The organism is Pseudomonas sp. MB-090624 (genome assembly GCF_003205245.1).
In the GTDB taxonomy this organism is placed as follows: domain Bacteria; phylum Pseudomonadota; class Gammaproteobacteria; order Pseudomonadales; family Pseudomonadaceae; genus Aquipseudomonas; species Aquipseudomonas juntendi.
In genome coordinates this window covers 26,390-42,137 of record NZ_QJRK01000009.1, presented here as the reverse complement: position 1 = coordinate 42,137, position 15,748 = coordinate 26,390, and the positions used below count along the sequence as shown (strand labels likewise).

Below are 15,748 nucleotides of genomic sequence, written 5' to 3'. Positions count from 1 at the left end.
CCTCTGGATCGGATGCCGACTTGATACGTCCCCTCCTGCTGTCAATCAGCCTGGCCTTGAGCTTTCCCGCAGTCGCGATGGTGAGCGAAAGCCACGGATACGCGCAGTTCGACACGCTCAAGTACCCAGCCACGTTCACCCACTTCGACTGGGTCAACCCGCAAGCGCCCAAAGGCGGCACGTTGCGGGCAATGGCCTTTGGCACCTTCGACACCCTCAACCCCTATACCTTCAAGGGGTCGAGCCCGGTGACCACGCCCAACTTCCAACAGTACGGCATCAGCGAGCTCAACGAGCCGCTGATGGTCGGTACCGGCCAATACGACCCGTCCGGCGACGAGCCCACCTCCAGCTACGGCCTCATCGCCCGCTCGGTGGAATACAGCGAGGACCGTAGCTGGGTGGTGTTCAACCTGCGCCCGGAAGCCCGCTGGCATGACGGCAAGCCGATCACCGCGGCAGACGTGGCCTTCTCCTACCGCACGCTGCTCAAGGACGGCCACCCGATCTACCGCACCAACCTGCAAGAGGTGCAACGGGTCGACATCCTCGGCCCGCTGCGCATCCGCTTCGTGTTCAAACGCGCTGGCAACCCACTGCTCATCCTGCGCCTGGGCGAGATGCCCGTGCTGCCCAAGCACTACTGGCAGCACCGTGACTTCAAGGCCACTACCTTCGAGCCGCCATTGGGCAGTGGCCCGTACCGCATCACCGAGGTGCAGCCGGGGCGCCGGCTGGTGTTCGAGCGCGTCAAGCGTTACTGGGGCAAGGACCTGGCCGTCAACCGAGGCAAGTACAACTTCGATCGCGTGGAGTACGAATTCTACCGTGATGCCACCGTGGCCTTCGAAGCGTTCAAGGCCGGTGAATTCGACATCTATATCGAACACCAGGCGAAGAACTGGGCCAACGGCTACAACTTCCCGGCCGTGCGCCGTGGCGAGGTGATCAAGGCGCAGATCCCGCACCGCATCCCCACGCAAACCCAGGGCCTGTTCATGAACAGCCGCCGGGCGACCTTCAGCGACCCGCGGGTACGCCAGGCACTGGGGCTGATGCTCGACTTCGAGTGGACCAACCGCGCCCTGTTCAGCAACGCCTACCGGCGCTCGACCAGCTACTACCCCAACAGTGAGTTCGCCGCCAACGGTGTGCCCACCGGCAAGGAATGGCTGCTGCTGGCCCCATTCCGTGACCAGTTACCCGCCAAACTGTTCAGCGAACCGTACCAGGTCAGCCACACCGCCGGCCGTGGCGTCAGCCGCGAAACCTTGCGCCAGGCACTGGCCCTGCTCGCCGAGGCGGGGTGGAAGCTGAACGGCCAGCACCTGGTCGACAGCAAAGGCCAGCAGTTGCGCATGGAGCTGTTGCTGGTAAACCCCAACCTTGAACGCATCCTGCAACCTTATGTCGAAAATCTGTCCAGCATCGGTATCGATGCGCGCTTGCGCACCGTGGACCGTGCCCAGTACAAACAACGCCTGGACCAGTTCGATTTCGACATGATTCTGATGACCCTCAATCAGACCCTGAGCCCCGGCCTGGAGCAGTGGTTGTACTTCCATTCGAGCCAGGCCGGCACCAAGGGCAGCAAGAACTATGCAGGGGTCAAGGACCCGGTGGTCGACCACCTGCTCGACACCCTGTTGGCCGCACGCACCCGCGACGACCAGGTGGCTGCCGCCCGCGCCCTGGACCGCGTCCTCTCATGGCAGTACTACATGATCCCCAACTGGTACCTGGACAACCATCGCCTGGCCTACCGCAACCGGTACGCCTTCGTCACCACACCGCCCTATACCCTTGGGCTGAACAGCTGGTGGATAAAGACTTCGGAGAAAGCCCAATGATGCCAACGCACCGCCTGCGCCGGCTGGCTGGCAGCCTGTTGCTCGCCTGCCTGAGCCTTCCCGCCCTGGCCGCACCGCAACATGCGCTCACCCTGTACGACGAGCCGCCCAAATACCCTGCCGACTTCAAGCACTTCGACTACGTGAACCCCGAGGCGCCCAAGGGTGGCACCTTCCGCCAGTCCAGTTTCGGCGGGTTCGACAGCCTCAACCCGTTCATCAACAAGGGCGTGCCGGCCGAAAACATCAGCATCATCTACGACACCCTGATGCGCCAGAGCCAGGACGAACCCTTCACCGAATATGGCCTGGTCGCCGGCAAGATCGAGAAAGCCCCGGACAACAGCTGGGTGCGCTTCTACCTGCGCCCCGAAGCACGTTTCCACGATGGCCACCCCATGCGTGCCGACGACGTGGTGTTTACCTTCAACGCCCTGATCAAGGATGGTGCGCCGCTGTATCGTCAGTACTATGCCGACGTCGCCGAGGTGGTCGCCGAAGACCCGTTGAAAGTGCTGTTCAAGTTCAAGCACCAGAACAACCGTGAGCTGCCGCTGATCCTCGGCCAGTTGCCGGTGCTGCCCAAGCACTGGTACGAAAACCGCGACTTCAACCGCGGCAACCTGGAAATTCCACTGGGCAGCGGCCCGTACAAGGTGGCCGAGGTCAAGGCCGGGCGCTCGGTGCGCTACGAGCGGGTCAAGGACTACTGGGCCAAGGACCTGCCGATCAACCGCGGGTTCTACAACTTCGATGTCATGACCTTCGACGCCTACCGTGACACTACCGTAGCCCTGCAAGCGCTCAAGGCCGGGGCGTTCGACTATGGCCTGGAAGTCAGCGCGAAAAACTGGGCCACCGCCTACGACGTGCCCGCCGTGCGCGAAGGCCGGCTGATCAAGGAAGAGCTGCCCAACGGCAACCCCACTGGCATGCAGGGCTTCATTTTCAACATCCGCCGGCCGGTATTCCAGGATGTGCGCGTACGCCACGCGTTGAGCCTGCTGCTGGACTACGAATGGACCAACAAGCAACTGTTCAACGGTGCCTACACCCGTACCGGCAGTTACTTCGAAAACTCGGAAATGGCCGCCCGTGGCTTGCCCAGCGCCAGCGAACTGAAGATCCTCGAGCCGCTGCGCGGCAAAGTACCCGACCAGGTGTTCACCGAGGCCTTCCACAACCCGGTCAGCGACGGCAGCGGCATGATCCGCGAGCAGCAGCGCCAGGCCTACAAGCTGCTGCAGGAGGCCGGCTGGAAAATCGTCGACGACAAGATGGTCGATGCCCAGGGCAAGCCGGTAAGCATCGAGTTCCTGCTGGCGCAGACCGAGTTCGAACGCATCCTGCTGCCGTTCAAGCGCAACCTGGCTGACCTGGGTATCGAGCTGAACATCCGCCGGGTCGATGTTTCGCAGTACATCACCCGCCTGCGCTCGCGCGATTTCGACATGATCGTCGGGGGCTATCCGCAGTCCAACTCGCCTGGCAACGAGCAGCGCGAATTCTGGTCCAGTGCCGCCGCCGACAACCCCGGCAGCCGCAACTTCATCGGCCTGCGCGACCCGGCCATCGACCAGCTGGTCGACCAGCTGATCAATGCCGACTCGCGCCAAAGCCTGATCGACCATTGCCGCGCCCTCGACCGGGTATTGCTGTGGGGCTATTACGTCATCCCCAACTGGCACATCAAGACCTGGCGGGTCGCCTACTGGAACCACATCGGGCACCCGAAAGTGTCGCCCAAGTACGACATCGGCATCGACACCTGGTGGATCAAGCCCGGGGTAAGCCCGGCCGTCAGCGCAGCCCCTGCGGACGAGGCCAACTGAGATGCTGGCCTACATCCTGCGCCGCCTGCTGCTGATCATCCCGACCCTGTTCGGCATCCTCATCATCAACTTCATCATCGTCCAGGCTGCCCCTGGTGGCCCGGTCGAACAGATGATCGCCAAGCTCGAAGGCTTCGAGGGCGCCACCAGCCGCATTGCCGGTGGCGGTGCCGAGGTGTCCGTGGCGGGCTCCAACTACCGTGGCGCCCAAGGCCTGGACCCGGCGCTGATCGCCGAAATCGAGCGCATGTACGGGTTCGACAAATCGCCGCCCGAACGCCTGTGGATCATGATCAAGAACTACGCCCGACTGGATTTCGGCGACAGCTTCTTCCGCGATGCCAAGGTCATCGACCTGATCATCGAAAAGATGCCGGTGTCGATCTCGCTGGGGCTGTGGAGCACCCTGATCATGTACCTGGTGTCGATCCCGCTGGGCATCGCCAAGGCGGTACGCCATGGCAGCCACTTCGACGTGTGGACCAGTTCGGCGATCATCGTCGGCTATGCGATCCCCGCCTTCCTGTTCGCCATCCTGCTGATCGTGCTGTTCGCCGGCGGCAGCTACTTCGACTGGTTCCCGCTGCGCGGCCTCACCTCCAACAACTTCGATGAGCTGAGCACCACCGGCAAGGTGCTGGACTACTTCTGGCACCTGGTGCTGCCAATCACCGCGCTGGTCATCGGCAACTTCGCGACCATGACCCTGCTGACCAAGAACAGCTTCCTCGACGAAATCAACAAACAATACGTGGTGACCGCCAAGGCCAAAGGCCTGAGCCAGCCACGGGTGCTGTATGGCCATGTGTTCCGCAACGCCATGCTGCTGGTGATTGCCGGCTTCCCTTCGGCGTTCATCGGTATCTTCTTCACCGGCTCCCTGCTGATCGAGGTGATCTTCAGCCTCGACGGCCTGGGCCTGATGAGCTTCGAGGCGGCCATCAACCGCGACTACCCGGTGGTCTTCGGCACCCTGTTCATCTTCACCCTGCTGGGGCTGGTGGTGAAACTGATCGGCGACCTGACCTACACCCTGGTCGATCCACGCATCGACTTTGCCAGCCGGGAGCACTGACATGGCCTTGTCCCCCCTCAACCGACGGCGCTTCGAGCGCTTCAAGGCCAACCGCCGTGGCTGGTGGTCGCTGTGGCTGTTCCTGATCCTGTTCGGCCTCAGCCTGGGTGCCGAACTGATCGCCAACGACAAACCGATTGCCGTGCGCTACGACGGCCAGTGGTACTTCCCCGCCTTCAAGCGCTATCCGGAAACCACGTTCGGCGGCGAGTTCCCGCTGGAAGCCAACTACAAGAGCCCCTACATCCGCGAGCTGCTGGCCAAGAAAGACAGCTTCGTGCTGTGGGCGCCGATCCCGTTCAGCTACCAGAGCATCAACTACGACCTGCGTGTTCCGGCCCCGGCACCGCCCTCGGCGGACAACTGGCTAGGCACCGACGACCAAGGCCGCGATGTGCTGGCGCGGGTGATCTACGGCTTCCGCATATCGGTGCTGTTCGCCCTGACCCTGACCGTGGCCAGCTCCATCATCGGCGTCCTCGCGGGTGCCTTGCAGGGGTTTTATGGCGGTTGGGTCGACCTGGCCGGGCAACGCTTTCTGGAAATCTGGTCGGGGCTGCCGGTGCTGTACCTGCTGATCATTCTTGCCAGTTTCGTGCAGCCGAACTTCTGGTGGCTGCTGGGCATCATGCTGCTGTTTTCCTGGATGAGCCTGGTCGACGTGGTGCGCGCCGAGTTCCTGCGCGGCCGCAACCTGGAGTACGTGCGTGCCGCCCGAGCCCTGGGCATGCGCAACGGCGCAATCATGTACCGGCACATCCTGCCCAACGCCATGATCTCGACCATGACCTTCATGCCGTTCATTCTCACCGGCGCCATCGGTACCCTCACGGCCCTGGACTTCCTCGGCTTCGGCCTGCCCGCCGGTTCGCCCTCGCTGGGCGAGCTGGTGGCCCAGGGCAAGTCCAACCTGCAGGCACCCTGGCTGGGCATCAGCGCCTTCGCGGTGCTGGCGCTGATGCTGAGCCTGCTGGTATTCATCGGCGAATCCGCCCGCGACGCCTTCGACCCGAGGAAGTGACATGAGTGAACAGAACCTGATCGAAGTGCGCGACCTGGTCGTCGAGTTTGTAACCGGCGACCAAGTCAACCGGGTGGTCGATGGCATCAGTTTCGACATCCGCAAAGGCGAGACGCTGGCGCTGGTCGGTGAAAGCGGCTCGGGCAAGTCGGTGACTGCGCACTCGATCCTGCGCCTGCTGCCCTACCCCTTGGCCCAGCACCCCCGCGGCAGCATCCGCCATGAAGGCAAGGACTTGCTGCAGCAGAACGAAAAAACCCTGCAGCGCATTCGCGGCAACCGCATTGCGATGATCTTCCAGGAGCCGATGACGTCGCTGAACCCGCTGCACTGCGTCGAAAAGCAGATCAATGAAATCCTTCTGCTGCACAAGGGCCTGACCGGCAAGCAAGCCACTGCGCGCACCCTGGAGCTGCTGGAAATGGTCGGCATCCCGGAGCCGCGCAAACGCCTCAAGGCCCTGCCCCACGAGCTGTCCGGCGGGCAACGCCAGCGGGTGATGATCGCCATGGCCCTGGCCAACGAGCCGGAACTGCTGATTGCCGACGAACCGACCACGGCGCTGGATGTGACCGTGCAGCTGAAAATTCTCGACCTGCTCAAGGAACTGCAGGCACGCCTGGGCATGGCGCTGCTGCTGATCAGCCATGACCTGAACCTGGTGCGGCGCATTGCCCACCGTGTGTGCGTGATGCAGCGCGGGCAGATTGTCGAGCAGGCAGACTGCGCGGCCCTGTTCATTGCGCCGCAACACCCCTACACGCAGATGCTGATCAATGCCGAGCCCAGCGGGCTGCCGGCGCACAACCCGGTAGGCGCGCCGCTGCTGCAAGTCGATGAGCTCAAGGTCTGGTTCCCGATCAAGAAAGGCCTGCTGCGGCGTACTGTCGACCATGTCAAGGCGGTGAACGGGGTCAACTTCAGTTTGCCGCAGGGGCAAACGCTGGGCATCGTCGGGGAGTCCGGGTCGGGCAAGTCGACATTGGGCCTGGCGATCCTGCGGCTGATTTCCAGCCAGGGGGGTATCCGCTTCCACGGGCAAGACCTGCAGGGGATGAACCAGAAAGCCGTGCGCCCGTTACGGCGCGAGATGCAGGTGGTGTTCCAGGACCCCTTCGGCAGCCTCAGCCCGCGCATGTGCGTGGCAGACATCGTTGGGGAGGGCTTGCGCATTCACGGTATCGGCAATGCCCAGGAGCAGGAGGCGGCCATCATTGCGGCGCTGGAGGAGGTAGGGCTCGACCCGGGCACCCGGCACCGCTACCCGCATGAGTTTTCGGGTGGGCAGCGCCAGCGCATTGCCATCGCCCGGGCGCTGGTGCTCAAGCCGGCGCTGATTCTGCTGGATGAGCCGACCTCGGCGCTGGACCGCACGGTGCAGCGCCAGGTGGTCGAGTTGCTGCGTAATCTGCAGCAAAAATACAACCTCACTTACCTGTTCATCAGCCATGACCTGGCGGTGGTCAGAGCACTGAGCCATCAGTTGATGGTGATCAAGCATGGGCAGGTGGTTGAACAGGGGGATGCGCAGGCAATCTTCCATGCCCCGCAACATCCGTATACCCGGCAGCTACTGGAGGCGGCGTTTCTGGAGGTGGAGCCTTCGTGAAGCCGCGCCCGGACAGTTTGCTGGGGTGATGCGAGCCTGGGCGGCGCGTTGCCCGCTGCCTGGCTACAGGTCTTCGCTCACCCGGCCAACGGCCGCCACCACTTGCCTGGCACCGGCCTGAATACCGCCTATGGCCGTACTCGCCTGGGTAACGAAATCCACCGCATTGGCCGCTTCCTGGCGGCTGCGCTCGACCTCGCTGACCGCCTGGTTGGCCAGCAGATGATTGTGCGCGACCACCGCATCGATCTCGGCCGTGGCGGTGCTGGTGCGCCCCGCCAGTTTGCGCACTTCATCGGCCACCACGGCGAAGCCCCGCCCCTGGTCGCCGGCGCGCGCAGCTTCGATCGCGGCATTCAGGGCCAGCAGGTTGGTCTGCGACGCAATGGCCCCAATGGTCTGCACGATCGTACTGATGACCGTGGACTGCTGGCCCAGGGCAGCAATGGTATCGCCAGCGCAGTGTAATTGGCTCGCCACGTTCTGCATGGCCTGCTGCATGCCCTGCATCACCGTGACACCATCGCTGGCACTGGCGTCCGTGCGCCGGGAAATGTCCAGCGCCATGTTGGCCGCCTGCCTTACCGCCTGTTCACGCTCGACCTGGGCGGTCACCACCGTGGCGAACTTGACCACTTTCACCAGCTTGCCACTGGCATCATGGACCGGGTTGTAGCTGGCCTCCAGCCAGATCTCGCGCCCTTGGCTGTCAATACGCCGGAATCGCCCGGTCACGTACCGGCCAGCATTGAGCGTGCGCCAGAACGCCGTGTACTCGGCACTGGCGGTTTCCTTGGCATCACAGAAAATTCGATGGTGCTGGCCGACCAGCTGCTCCAGGCGGTAGCCCATGGCGGCGAGAAACATCGGGTTGGCAGCTTGCACCCTGCCGTCCAGGCCAAACTGGATCATCGCCGTGGAACGCAGCAAGGCCTCGAGCAACGCCTGGCTCTCCAGCCCAGGCGCGGCCAGCCACTGTTGCAGGGGCATGCCCACGACATTGCCCGGCGCGGCGCCGAGTGCCTGGGCAAAACCCGCGGTGCACTCCGCGATACGGTTCTGCCCGTCCAGACGCAGCATGGCACCCTGCTCGAGTTCGGCCAGCCGCTGACGCAGTTGCACGAGCTCGGTCTGTTGCGCTGCCAGTGCAGTTTTGAGGTGGCGATTAAACATCAATAAGACCTGCGATGTTATGCATCATGATGGGAAGTCAGACAACAGACACTTTCTGTTGAGTGTCGTGAAACCACTCCTTGAAAACGGCTACAGGCATCGGTCTGGCGATGAAATAGCCCTGCGCTTCAACACAGCCCCAGGCGCAGGCCTGGACCAGCTGTTCGGCGGTTTCGATCCCTTCGGCGGCCACCTGATAACCGAGTTCGTTGGCCAGCCCTACCACCGACTGCACCAGCAATGCTTCACGCGTACCCGAAGCGGCACGGTGCACCAGCGACCTGTCGAGCTTGACGATGCTGGCGGGGATTTGCGTCAGGTAAACCCAGTTGCTGTAGCCCGTGCCGAAGTCATCGATGGCAATGGCGATGCCTGCCTGGTGCGCACGCAGCAGTTGCTGCAGCACTTCTTCGGGCTGTTCGATCAAGACACTCTCGGTGAATTCGAGCTGTACCCGCTGCGGCTCGATGGCCTGGGCCTGCAAGCTGTGCAGCAGTGCATCCATGAACCCTGCGCTTTCCAGGTCGCGCGCGGTGACGTTGAAGCTGAGACTGAAATCCAGGTCCCGGGTACAGGCCAGCACCCGCAAGGCTGCGCGCATCACCCAAAGGCTGAGGCTGGCCATAAGCGCCGTTTTTTCAGCCAAAGGGATGAACTCCGCCGGGGCGACATCGCCCAGTAACGGGTGGCGCCAACGCAGCAAGGCTTCGGCAGAACAGCATCGGCCCGAAGGCAGCTCGATCCGCGGTTGCAGGTGCAGGCTCAGTTCATCGTCGCTCTGCAGCGCCTGGGCCAACGACGCCAGCAACAGAAACGCACGGCGTTGCGCAGCGTCCACGTCCGGCTCGTACCACCCATGCCGGCCAGGCCTGCGCCGCGCGGTATCCGCTGCCGCGACTGCCCGGCGCATCCACTCCATGCCGTCACGGTCTTCGCACTGCTGCGTGATGGGGGCGATGCCGATACCGGCGTCCAGCAACACCGGAATCTGGTGGCATTGCGCAGGCGCCTGCAGGGCGTCGACAATCCGCTCGCACAAAGGCTGTACGTCGGCTGCGTCTTCCAGCAGCACACCGAAGCGGGTCGGGCTGATCTTGTACAACGACAAGCCGTTATCCAGCTGGCTGGCGATGCGCGCCTTGGCCTGCAACGTCAGGTCGTGGGCGAAGTTGTAACCCAGGCCGCGGATGATATCGCTGAGGGCCTCGGCGGCCATGATGTCCACCGCCAACAGGGTCAGCGACTTACCCCGGTCCAGGCCCGCCACCACATCACACTCGAGCTTCAGGCGGTTGAACAGGCCGGTGGCCTGGTCGTGAAAATTGTTGCGGCGCATGCCGGCGATGATGTGCATGGCCATTTCGCTGAAGCACGTCAGCATCGACCGTTGCGCCTCATCCAGGGCGGGCCGTGGTGCAGTATCGATGATGCAGAAGCTGCCGATGGCCACCTGGCTGTCTACCAGCAGCGGGGCCCCGCAGTAATAACGAATGCCAGGCTCACCCGTGACCAGAGGGTTGTCGGCAAAGCGCGGGTCCAGGGCAGCGTCCAGCACTTCCAGTGGCTGTGCCTGGAGAATGGTGTGGGCACAGAATGAAACATCCCGGGGGGTGGCATCAGCGGCCAGCCCGCCCTTGGCCATGAACCATTGCTCACACTCCCCTACGATCGAAACCAGGCAGATCGGCATGGAAAAGTAGCGGCGGGCCATCTCGACCAGCGCAGCCAGTTCGCTGCTCTGCGGCTGATGCAGTACGCACCATTCGGCGATCTTCGCCAAACGGTGGGGTTCATTGGGCGGAACGGGGGCAACTTTCATGGCATCTCACCTGTCCCACGCGGACCCAAGCATAGAGTAATAGCACTACGCTACATCAATACTTGTACAGAGAGAAATTTTTGTACAACTTTTCGCATTAAATTTCGACAGACGGTGATGCAACATCACCTGCCTAGTAAGAGATCGGCCCACGAAGGAAGTTCACCAACCCCCGGTTTCACGGGCACACACGTACCGTTTCAGTGTGTAACAGCCACTGCACCAGTCATCAGAAAATCTGATGACGATCGTCTTTAGTCATCAGCTAGGTAGGGCATAAAGTCGCTCCGTCCACCCGCCTCAACGGTAGAGCCCATGTCCAGTCACCCCCAAACTGCCTCCCCTGCCCTCCACGCGCTGGTCCAGCGTTCCAGCTTGCCAGGCCCTGTGCTCAGCGCCCCCCAGGCGCAAGGCCTGCTGCAGGCCCACTACGGCCTCACCGGTGAGTTGTCGGCCTTGGGCAGCCAGCAGGACCTGAACCTGCGTGTGGTCGCGCCGCAAGGCAGCTTCGTGCTCAAGGCATGCCATGGCAGCTACGCCCAGGTCGAACTGGAGGCCCAGCATGCGGCCCTCGCCTACCTGCGCGAGCATGGCCTGCCCGTGCCAGGCGTGCGCCCGGCACTCAGTGGCGAAGCCTTGCTGGCCCTGGACGTCGCAGACCAGCCATTGCGGGTCCGCCTGCTGGAATACATCGAGGGTCAACCGCTGACGCGCCTTGCCCACCTCCCGGCGCAACTGATGGCCGAACTGGGCGGGCTTTGCGCAAAGCTTGATCGGGCCTTGGCCGGTTTCGACCACCCTGGCCTCGGGCGCACCCTGCAATGGGACCCCAAGCATGCGCAAACGCTGATAGAGCACCTGCTCCCTGTGCTGCACGATGCCGACCAGCGCCGCCGCATCACACAGGCCACCGCGGTCGCTGCCCACCACCTGGCACCCCTGATCGGCAGCCTGCCAAGCCAAGCCGTGCACCTGGACATCACCGACGACAACACCGTGTGGGCGCGCGACGACCAGCGCCAATGGCAATTGCGAGGGCTGATCGACTTCGGCGACCTGCTACGTACCTGGCGCATCGCCGACCTGTCGGTAACCTGTGCGGCGCTGCTGCACCACGCCGAAGGCGACCCGCTGCGGATCCTCCCGGCGATCCGCGCCTACCAGGCCCACAACCCACTCACGGAGGCAGAGCTACGGGCCTTGTGGCCACTGGTGCTGAACCGCGCCGCAGTACTGGTGCTGAGCAGCGCACAGCAGTTGGCGGTGGACCCAGGCAACCAGTACACCCGCGACAATGTCGCCCATGAGTGGGAAATTTTCGACACCGCCACCGCCGTGCCCTTCGCCTTGATGCAGGCAGCGATCCTGCGGGCTGCGGGGTTGCCGGTCGCCACGCCAGACATGAGCGGCTGCGCGCCGCTGCTTCCCGAACTGCATGGGCAGGCGGTGCACCGGCTCGACCTCGGCGTGCTCAGTGCGCACTATGAGGCGGGCAACTGGGAGCAACCTGGCTTCGACCAGCACCTGCTCACCCGGCAACCTGCCCCTGCCTGCACCCTGTACGGGCAGTATCGCCTGTCGCAAACCCATATCGACCGCGCCGCAGAACCGGCCACTTGCGCCCTCGGCGTTGAACTGCATGTGCCGCACGCAAGCCTGCTCCAGGCACCGGCGGCAGGCACCTGGCAGCGCCATGGCGATGCTGGCGGTTGCCTGCGTACTGCGCACTGGGCCCTGTGGCTACAGGGGCTGCAGGATGCGCCAGCCGATGGCCAGGCCGTGGCCCAGGGCCAGGCGCTGGGCCGTAGTTGCGGCGTGCTTCGCGTGCAAGTGTGCCTGGGCACCGACACCCAGCCACCGTTCTTCGCCCCCCCGTCCCATGCCGATGCCTGGCTGGCCCTGTGCCCTTCTCCCGCGCCGCTGCTGGGCCTGGACTGCGATGCCGAGCCACTGCCTGACCCACAGGCCCTGTTGGCGCGTCGCGACGCCAGCTTCGCGCGCTCGCAGAAACACTACTACGCGCAGCCACCCCACATCGAACGTGGCTGGCGCAACTACCTGTTCGACATGCAAGGCCGCGCTTACCTCGACATGCTCAACAACGTTGCGGTACTGGGCCATGGCCACCCGCGCATGGTCGCCGAGTCGGCGCGGCAGTGGTCGTTGCTCAATACCAACTCGCGCTTTCACTACGCGGCCGTCACCGAATTCTCCGAGCGTTTGCTGAAGCTGGTACCCGAAGGCTTCGACCGGGTTTTCATGGTCAACAGCGGTACCGAAGCCAACGACCTGGCGATACGGCTGGCCTGGGCCTACAGCGGCGGGCGCGACCTGCTCAGCGTGCTGGAGGCCTACCACGGCTGGTCGGTGGCCACCGATGCCATCTCCACGTCGATCGCCGACAACCCGCAAGCGTTGCACACCCGCCCGGACTGGGTGCACCCGGTCGAGGCGCCGAATACCTTCCGCGGCCGCTACCGTGGCGCCGACTGCGCAGCAGACTACCTGCGCGATGTCGACGCCAAGCTGGCCGACCTCGATGCCCGCGGCCGACAGCTGGCCGGCATCATCTGCGAACCGGTGTACGGCAATGCCGGTGGCATCGCGCTGCCAGCGGGCTACCTGCGCGAGGCCTATGCCAAGGTCCGGGCCAGGGGCGGCGTGTGCATCGCCGACGAGGTGCAAGTCGGTTATGGCCGCCTGGGTGAATACTTCTGGGGCTTCGAGCAGCAAGGCGTGGTGCCCGACATCATCACCATGGCCAAGGGCATGGGTAACGGCCAGCCGCTGGGGGTGGTCATTACCCGCCGCGACATTGCCGAAGCACTGGAGGCCGAGGGTTATTTCTTCTCGTCTGCCGGTGGCAGCCCGGTCAGTTGCCGCATTGGCATGGCAGTACTGGACGTGATGCAGGAAGAAGGCCTGTGGGACAACGCCCGCGACACCGGGCGCTATTTCAAGGCGCGCCTGCAGGCGCTGGTCGACAAGCACCCGCTGGCCGGCGCCGCGCATGGCTCGGGCTTCCACCTGGGCCTTCAACTGGTGCGTGACCGCGAAACACTGGAGCCCGCCACGCAGGAAACCCAGCTGCTCTGCGACAGGCTGCGGGAATTGGGCATCTTCATGCAACCCACAGGGGATCACCTGAACATTCTCAAGATCAAGCCGCCAATGTGCACCAGCCGGGCCAGCGTGGATTACTTCGTCGACAGCATCGACCGGGTGCTGGGTGAAGGGCTGTAGCGGCTCACCTTCTGCCAGATCGAGCGCCGCGCGAGCGGCGCTTCGCGGATAAACCCCACGCCCACCCGGCGGCCCTTTGTCGGGCGAGCACAAGCGCACCAACATGGCGCATGCCCTCCATAGCGCCACAAAAAGGCGCGGCATCAGCACGCAATTACCCACCCCGCTTCATGCTTGTTCACATCCACTCACAAACGCCAACGTTTGCGTCTAGCCCGCGTGCTCTCAAATGTGACCAGTGGGTCACCTTCTCTGCCTTTTCTCTCCTACACTCGGTTTTCGGCCCGCGATTTGCTCAATGGAAGAGTGACGAAAATAAGTCGAACTTTACGGAACGCGGGCAGGTCAGGAACTAAGTAGGCCAAACGCAACGGGATCTCCCAGCTTCGGCCACCACCCCTACCCGCTCAAACGCCTTCGGCCGGAACGCCGGGAGCGCGGTGCCTGTGCGCACGACCTTGGGGCATGGAAAGCAGTACGTATTCAGCAAGCAGAGAGAATTAGCACGAAACAACGCCACGGGTGCCAGCACCCGGCAAGCATAGGGACGGAGAGAAGTATGATCAGTGCCGCTGTCGAGCCACACGTAAACACGTTCACCACCGAGAAGCGCGAACCGCTCACCCCGGATTTCGCCACGACAGCCAAGGCACCCGGCGCCCAGCGCCAGCACAACCCCAACAAGCGCAAGATTCTGTTCGTGACCTCGGAAATCGCCGACCTGGTCAAGACGGGCGGCCTGGGTGACGTGTCTGCAGCCCTGCCGCGCGCCCTGGCGCACCTGCACGATGTTCGGGTGTTGATCCCGGGCTACCCGCAGGTGGTCGAAAGCGACAACCCGATCCATATCGTCGGCGAACTGGGCGGCCACGCAGCCCTGCCGCCATGCAAGATCGGCCGCATGGACATGCCCGACGGCCTGGTCATCTATGTGCTCATCTGCCCCGAACTGTACCAGCGCGACGGCACCCCCTACGGCGCCAACAACGGTCGCGACTGGCCAGACAACCACATCCGTTTCGCTCGCCTGGGCCTGGCCGCGGCGGAAATCGCAGCCGGCGAAGGCATGATCCACTGGAAGCCCGAAGTGGTGCATGCGCATGACTGGCCTGCCGGCCTGGCGCCAGCCTACATGCACTGGCGCGGCCTCAACACGCCAACCCTGTTCACCATCCACAACCTGGCCTATCAAGGTGTGTACAGCCGTGGTTGCAGCCCCGAACTGGCCATCCCGGAACACGCCATGCAGCAGGAAGGCATGGAATTCTACGGCAAGCTATCGTTCCTCAAGGCCGGCCTTGCCTACTCCAGCCACATCACCACGGTCAGCGCCACCTATGCCCGGGAAATCACCACCCCGGAATTCGGCTGCGGCCTGGATGGTTTCCTCGCCAGCAAAGCCCAGCAAGGCCTGCTTGGCGGCATACCCAACGGTATCGACGAAAGCTGGGACTCGGCCACCGACAAGCACCTGCAGCACAACTTCAGCATCAATGACTGGGAAGGCAAGGCACGCAATACCCACGAAGTACGCCAACTGTTCGGCCTGGACGACTCCGACGGCCCACTGTTCGCAGTGGTTTCGCGCCTGGTTTACCAGAAAGGCCTGGACCTGACCTTGGGCGTGGCCGACTACATCGTCGAACAAGGCGGGCAGATCGCGATCATCGGCCGTGGCGAGCCCGAGGAAGAACAGGCCATGCGCGAACTGGCGCTGCGCCACCCAGGCCGTATCGGGGTACGCATCGGCTTCAACGAAACCGACGCCCGGCGCATGTTCGCCGGCAGTGATTTCCTGCTGATGCCCTCGCGCTACGAGCCCTGCGGGCTCAGCCAGATGTATGCCCAGCGCTTTGGCTCCCTGCCAGTGGCGCGCAATACCGGCGGCCTGGCTGACACCATCGAGTGTGGGGTCACGGGCTTCCTGTTCAACGAGTCGACCGTCGACAGCTACCGCGAAGCGCTTGGCCGCGCCTTCTATGTTTATGGCAAGAAGGACCTGCTCAACGCCATGCGCTGCCTGTCGATGACCCAGCCGTTCAACTGGTGCCAGGCGGTGGAACCCTACGCCCGGCTGTACGAAGACCTGGTCAAGCAAGCACAACTGAGCCACTACTGAGCGAGGG

General features: G+C 63.6%; 8 protein-coding genes and 2 pseudogenes. 7 read left to right on the top strand and 3 right to left on the bottom strand.

Annotated features, from left to right (window positions below):
* The first annotated feature begins 20 nt into the window (after window positions 1-20).
* Genes DMX12_RS06735 through DMX12_RS06715 form a run of 5 tightly spaced genes read left to right on the top strand, consistent with a single transcriptional unit; the run spans window position 21 to window position 7,387 of the window.
* Window positions 21-1,850: an extracellular solute-binding protein gene (locus tag DMX12_RS06735; protein WP_218277980.1), complete on the top strand. Its 1,830-nt coding sequence runs from the start codon at window positions 21-23 to the stop codon at window positions 1,848-1,850.
* Window positions 1,847-3,682 (top strand): extracellular solute-binding protein, encoded by a 1,836-nt coding sequence (locus DMX12_RS06730; protein WP_110676780.1) that lies wholly within the window; start codon window positions 1,847-1,849, stop codon window positions 3,680-3,682. The genes DMX12_RS06735 and DMX12_RS06730 overlap by 4 nt, the downstream gene beginning before the upstream one ends.
* A gap of 1 nt (window position 3,683) precedes the next feature.
* Window positions 3,684-4,757, top strand: a complete 1,074-nt coding sequence (locus DMX12_RS06725; RefSeq protein WP_110676777.1) for a microcin C ABC transporter permease YejB — start codon at window positions 3,684-3,686, stop codon at window positions 4,755-4,757.
* Window position 4,758: 1 nt separating this feature from the next.
* Window positions 4,759-5,778 carry an ABC transporter permease gene (locus DMX12_RS06720; RefSeq protein WP_029886648.1) on the top strand — a complete coding sequence of 340 codons (1,020 nt, stop codon included), beginning with the start codon at window positions 4,759-4,761 and terminating at the stop codon, window positions 5,776-5,778.
* A gap of 1 nt (window position 5,779) precedes the next feature.
* Window positions 5,780-7,387, top strand: coding sequence for an ABC transporter ATP-binding protein (locus DMX12_RS06715; RefSeq protein ID WP_110676775.1), 1,608 nt, complete (start codon window positions 5,780-5,782; stop codon window positions 7,385-7,387).
* Between the two features lie 63 nt (window positions 7,388-7,450).
* Here the strand turns inward: DMX12_RS06715 and DMX12_RS30245 are convergent.
* The 3 genes and pseudogenes from DMX12_RS30245 to DMX12_RS06705 all read right to left on the bottom strand — a co-directional run.
* Window positions 7,451-7,885, bottom strand: a pseudogene (locus DMX12_RS30245) (methyl-accepting chemotaxis protein); the annotation flags it as partial.
* A 99-nt stretch (window positions 7,886-7,984) separates the two neighbouring features.
* A pseudogene (locus DMX12_RS30240) lies at window positions 7,985-8,377 on the bottom strand (PAS domain-containing protein); the annotation flags it as partial.
* A gap of 220 nt (window positions 8,378-8,597) precedes the next feature.
* Entirely contained in the window at window positions 8,598-10,379 is a 1,782-nt protein-coding gene (locus DMX12_RS06705; protein ID WP_110676771.1) for an EAL domain-containing protein, read from the bottom strand.
* A 315-nt stretch (window positions 10,380-10,694) separates the two neighbouring features.
* Here DMX12_RS06705 and DMX12_RS06700 point away from each other — a divergent pair, with 315 nt between their 5' ends.
* Complete coding sequence (locus DMX12_RS06700; RefSeq protein WP_110676768.1) at window positions 10,695-13,622, top strand: aminotransferase; 2,928 nt, start codon at window positions 10,695-10,697, stop codon at window positions 13,620-13,622.
* Window positions 13,623-14,181: 559 nt separating this feature from the next.
* Window positions 14,182-15,741, top strand: coding sequence for a glycogen synthase GlgA (gene glgA, locus DMX12_RS06695; RefSeq protein ID WP_054912205.1), 1,560 nt, complete (start codon window positions 14,182-14,184; stop codon window positions 15,739-15,741).
* The last annotated feature ends 7 nt before the right edge of the window (window positions 15,742-15,748 follow it).

Coding starts and splice junctions, on each gene's coding strand:
- DMX12_RS06715 (WP_110676775.1), top strand. CDS start 5,780: ATGAGTGAACAGAACCTGATCGAAGTGCGCGACCTGGTCGTCGAGTTT.
- glgA (WP_054912205.1), top strand. CDS start 14,182: ATGATCAGTGCCGCTGTCGAGCCACACGTAAACACGTTCACCACCGAG.
- DMX12_RS06725 (WP_110676777.1), top strand. CDS start 3,684: ATGCTGGCCTACATCCTGCGCCGCCTGCTGCTGATCATCCCGACCCTG.
- DMX12_RS06730 (WP_110676780.1), top strand. CDS start 1,847: ATGATGCCAACGCACCGCCTGCGCCGGCTGGCTGGCAGCCTGTTGCTC.
- DMX12_RS06720 (WP_029886648.1), top strand. CDS start 4,759: ATGGCCTTGTCCCCCCTCAACCGACGGCGCTTCGAGCGCTTCAAGGCC.
- DMX12_RS06705 (WP_110676771.1), bottom strand. CDS start 10,379: ATGAAAGTTGCCCCCGTTCCGCCCAATGAACCCCACCGTTTGGCGAAG.
- DMX12_RS06700 (WP_110676768.1), top strand. CDS start 10,695: ATGTCCAGTCACCCCCAAACTGCCTCCCCTGCCCTCCACGCGCTGGTC.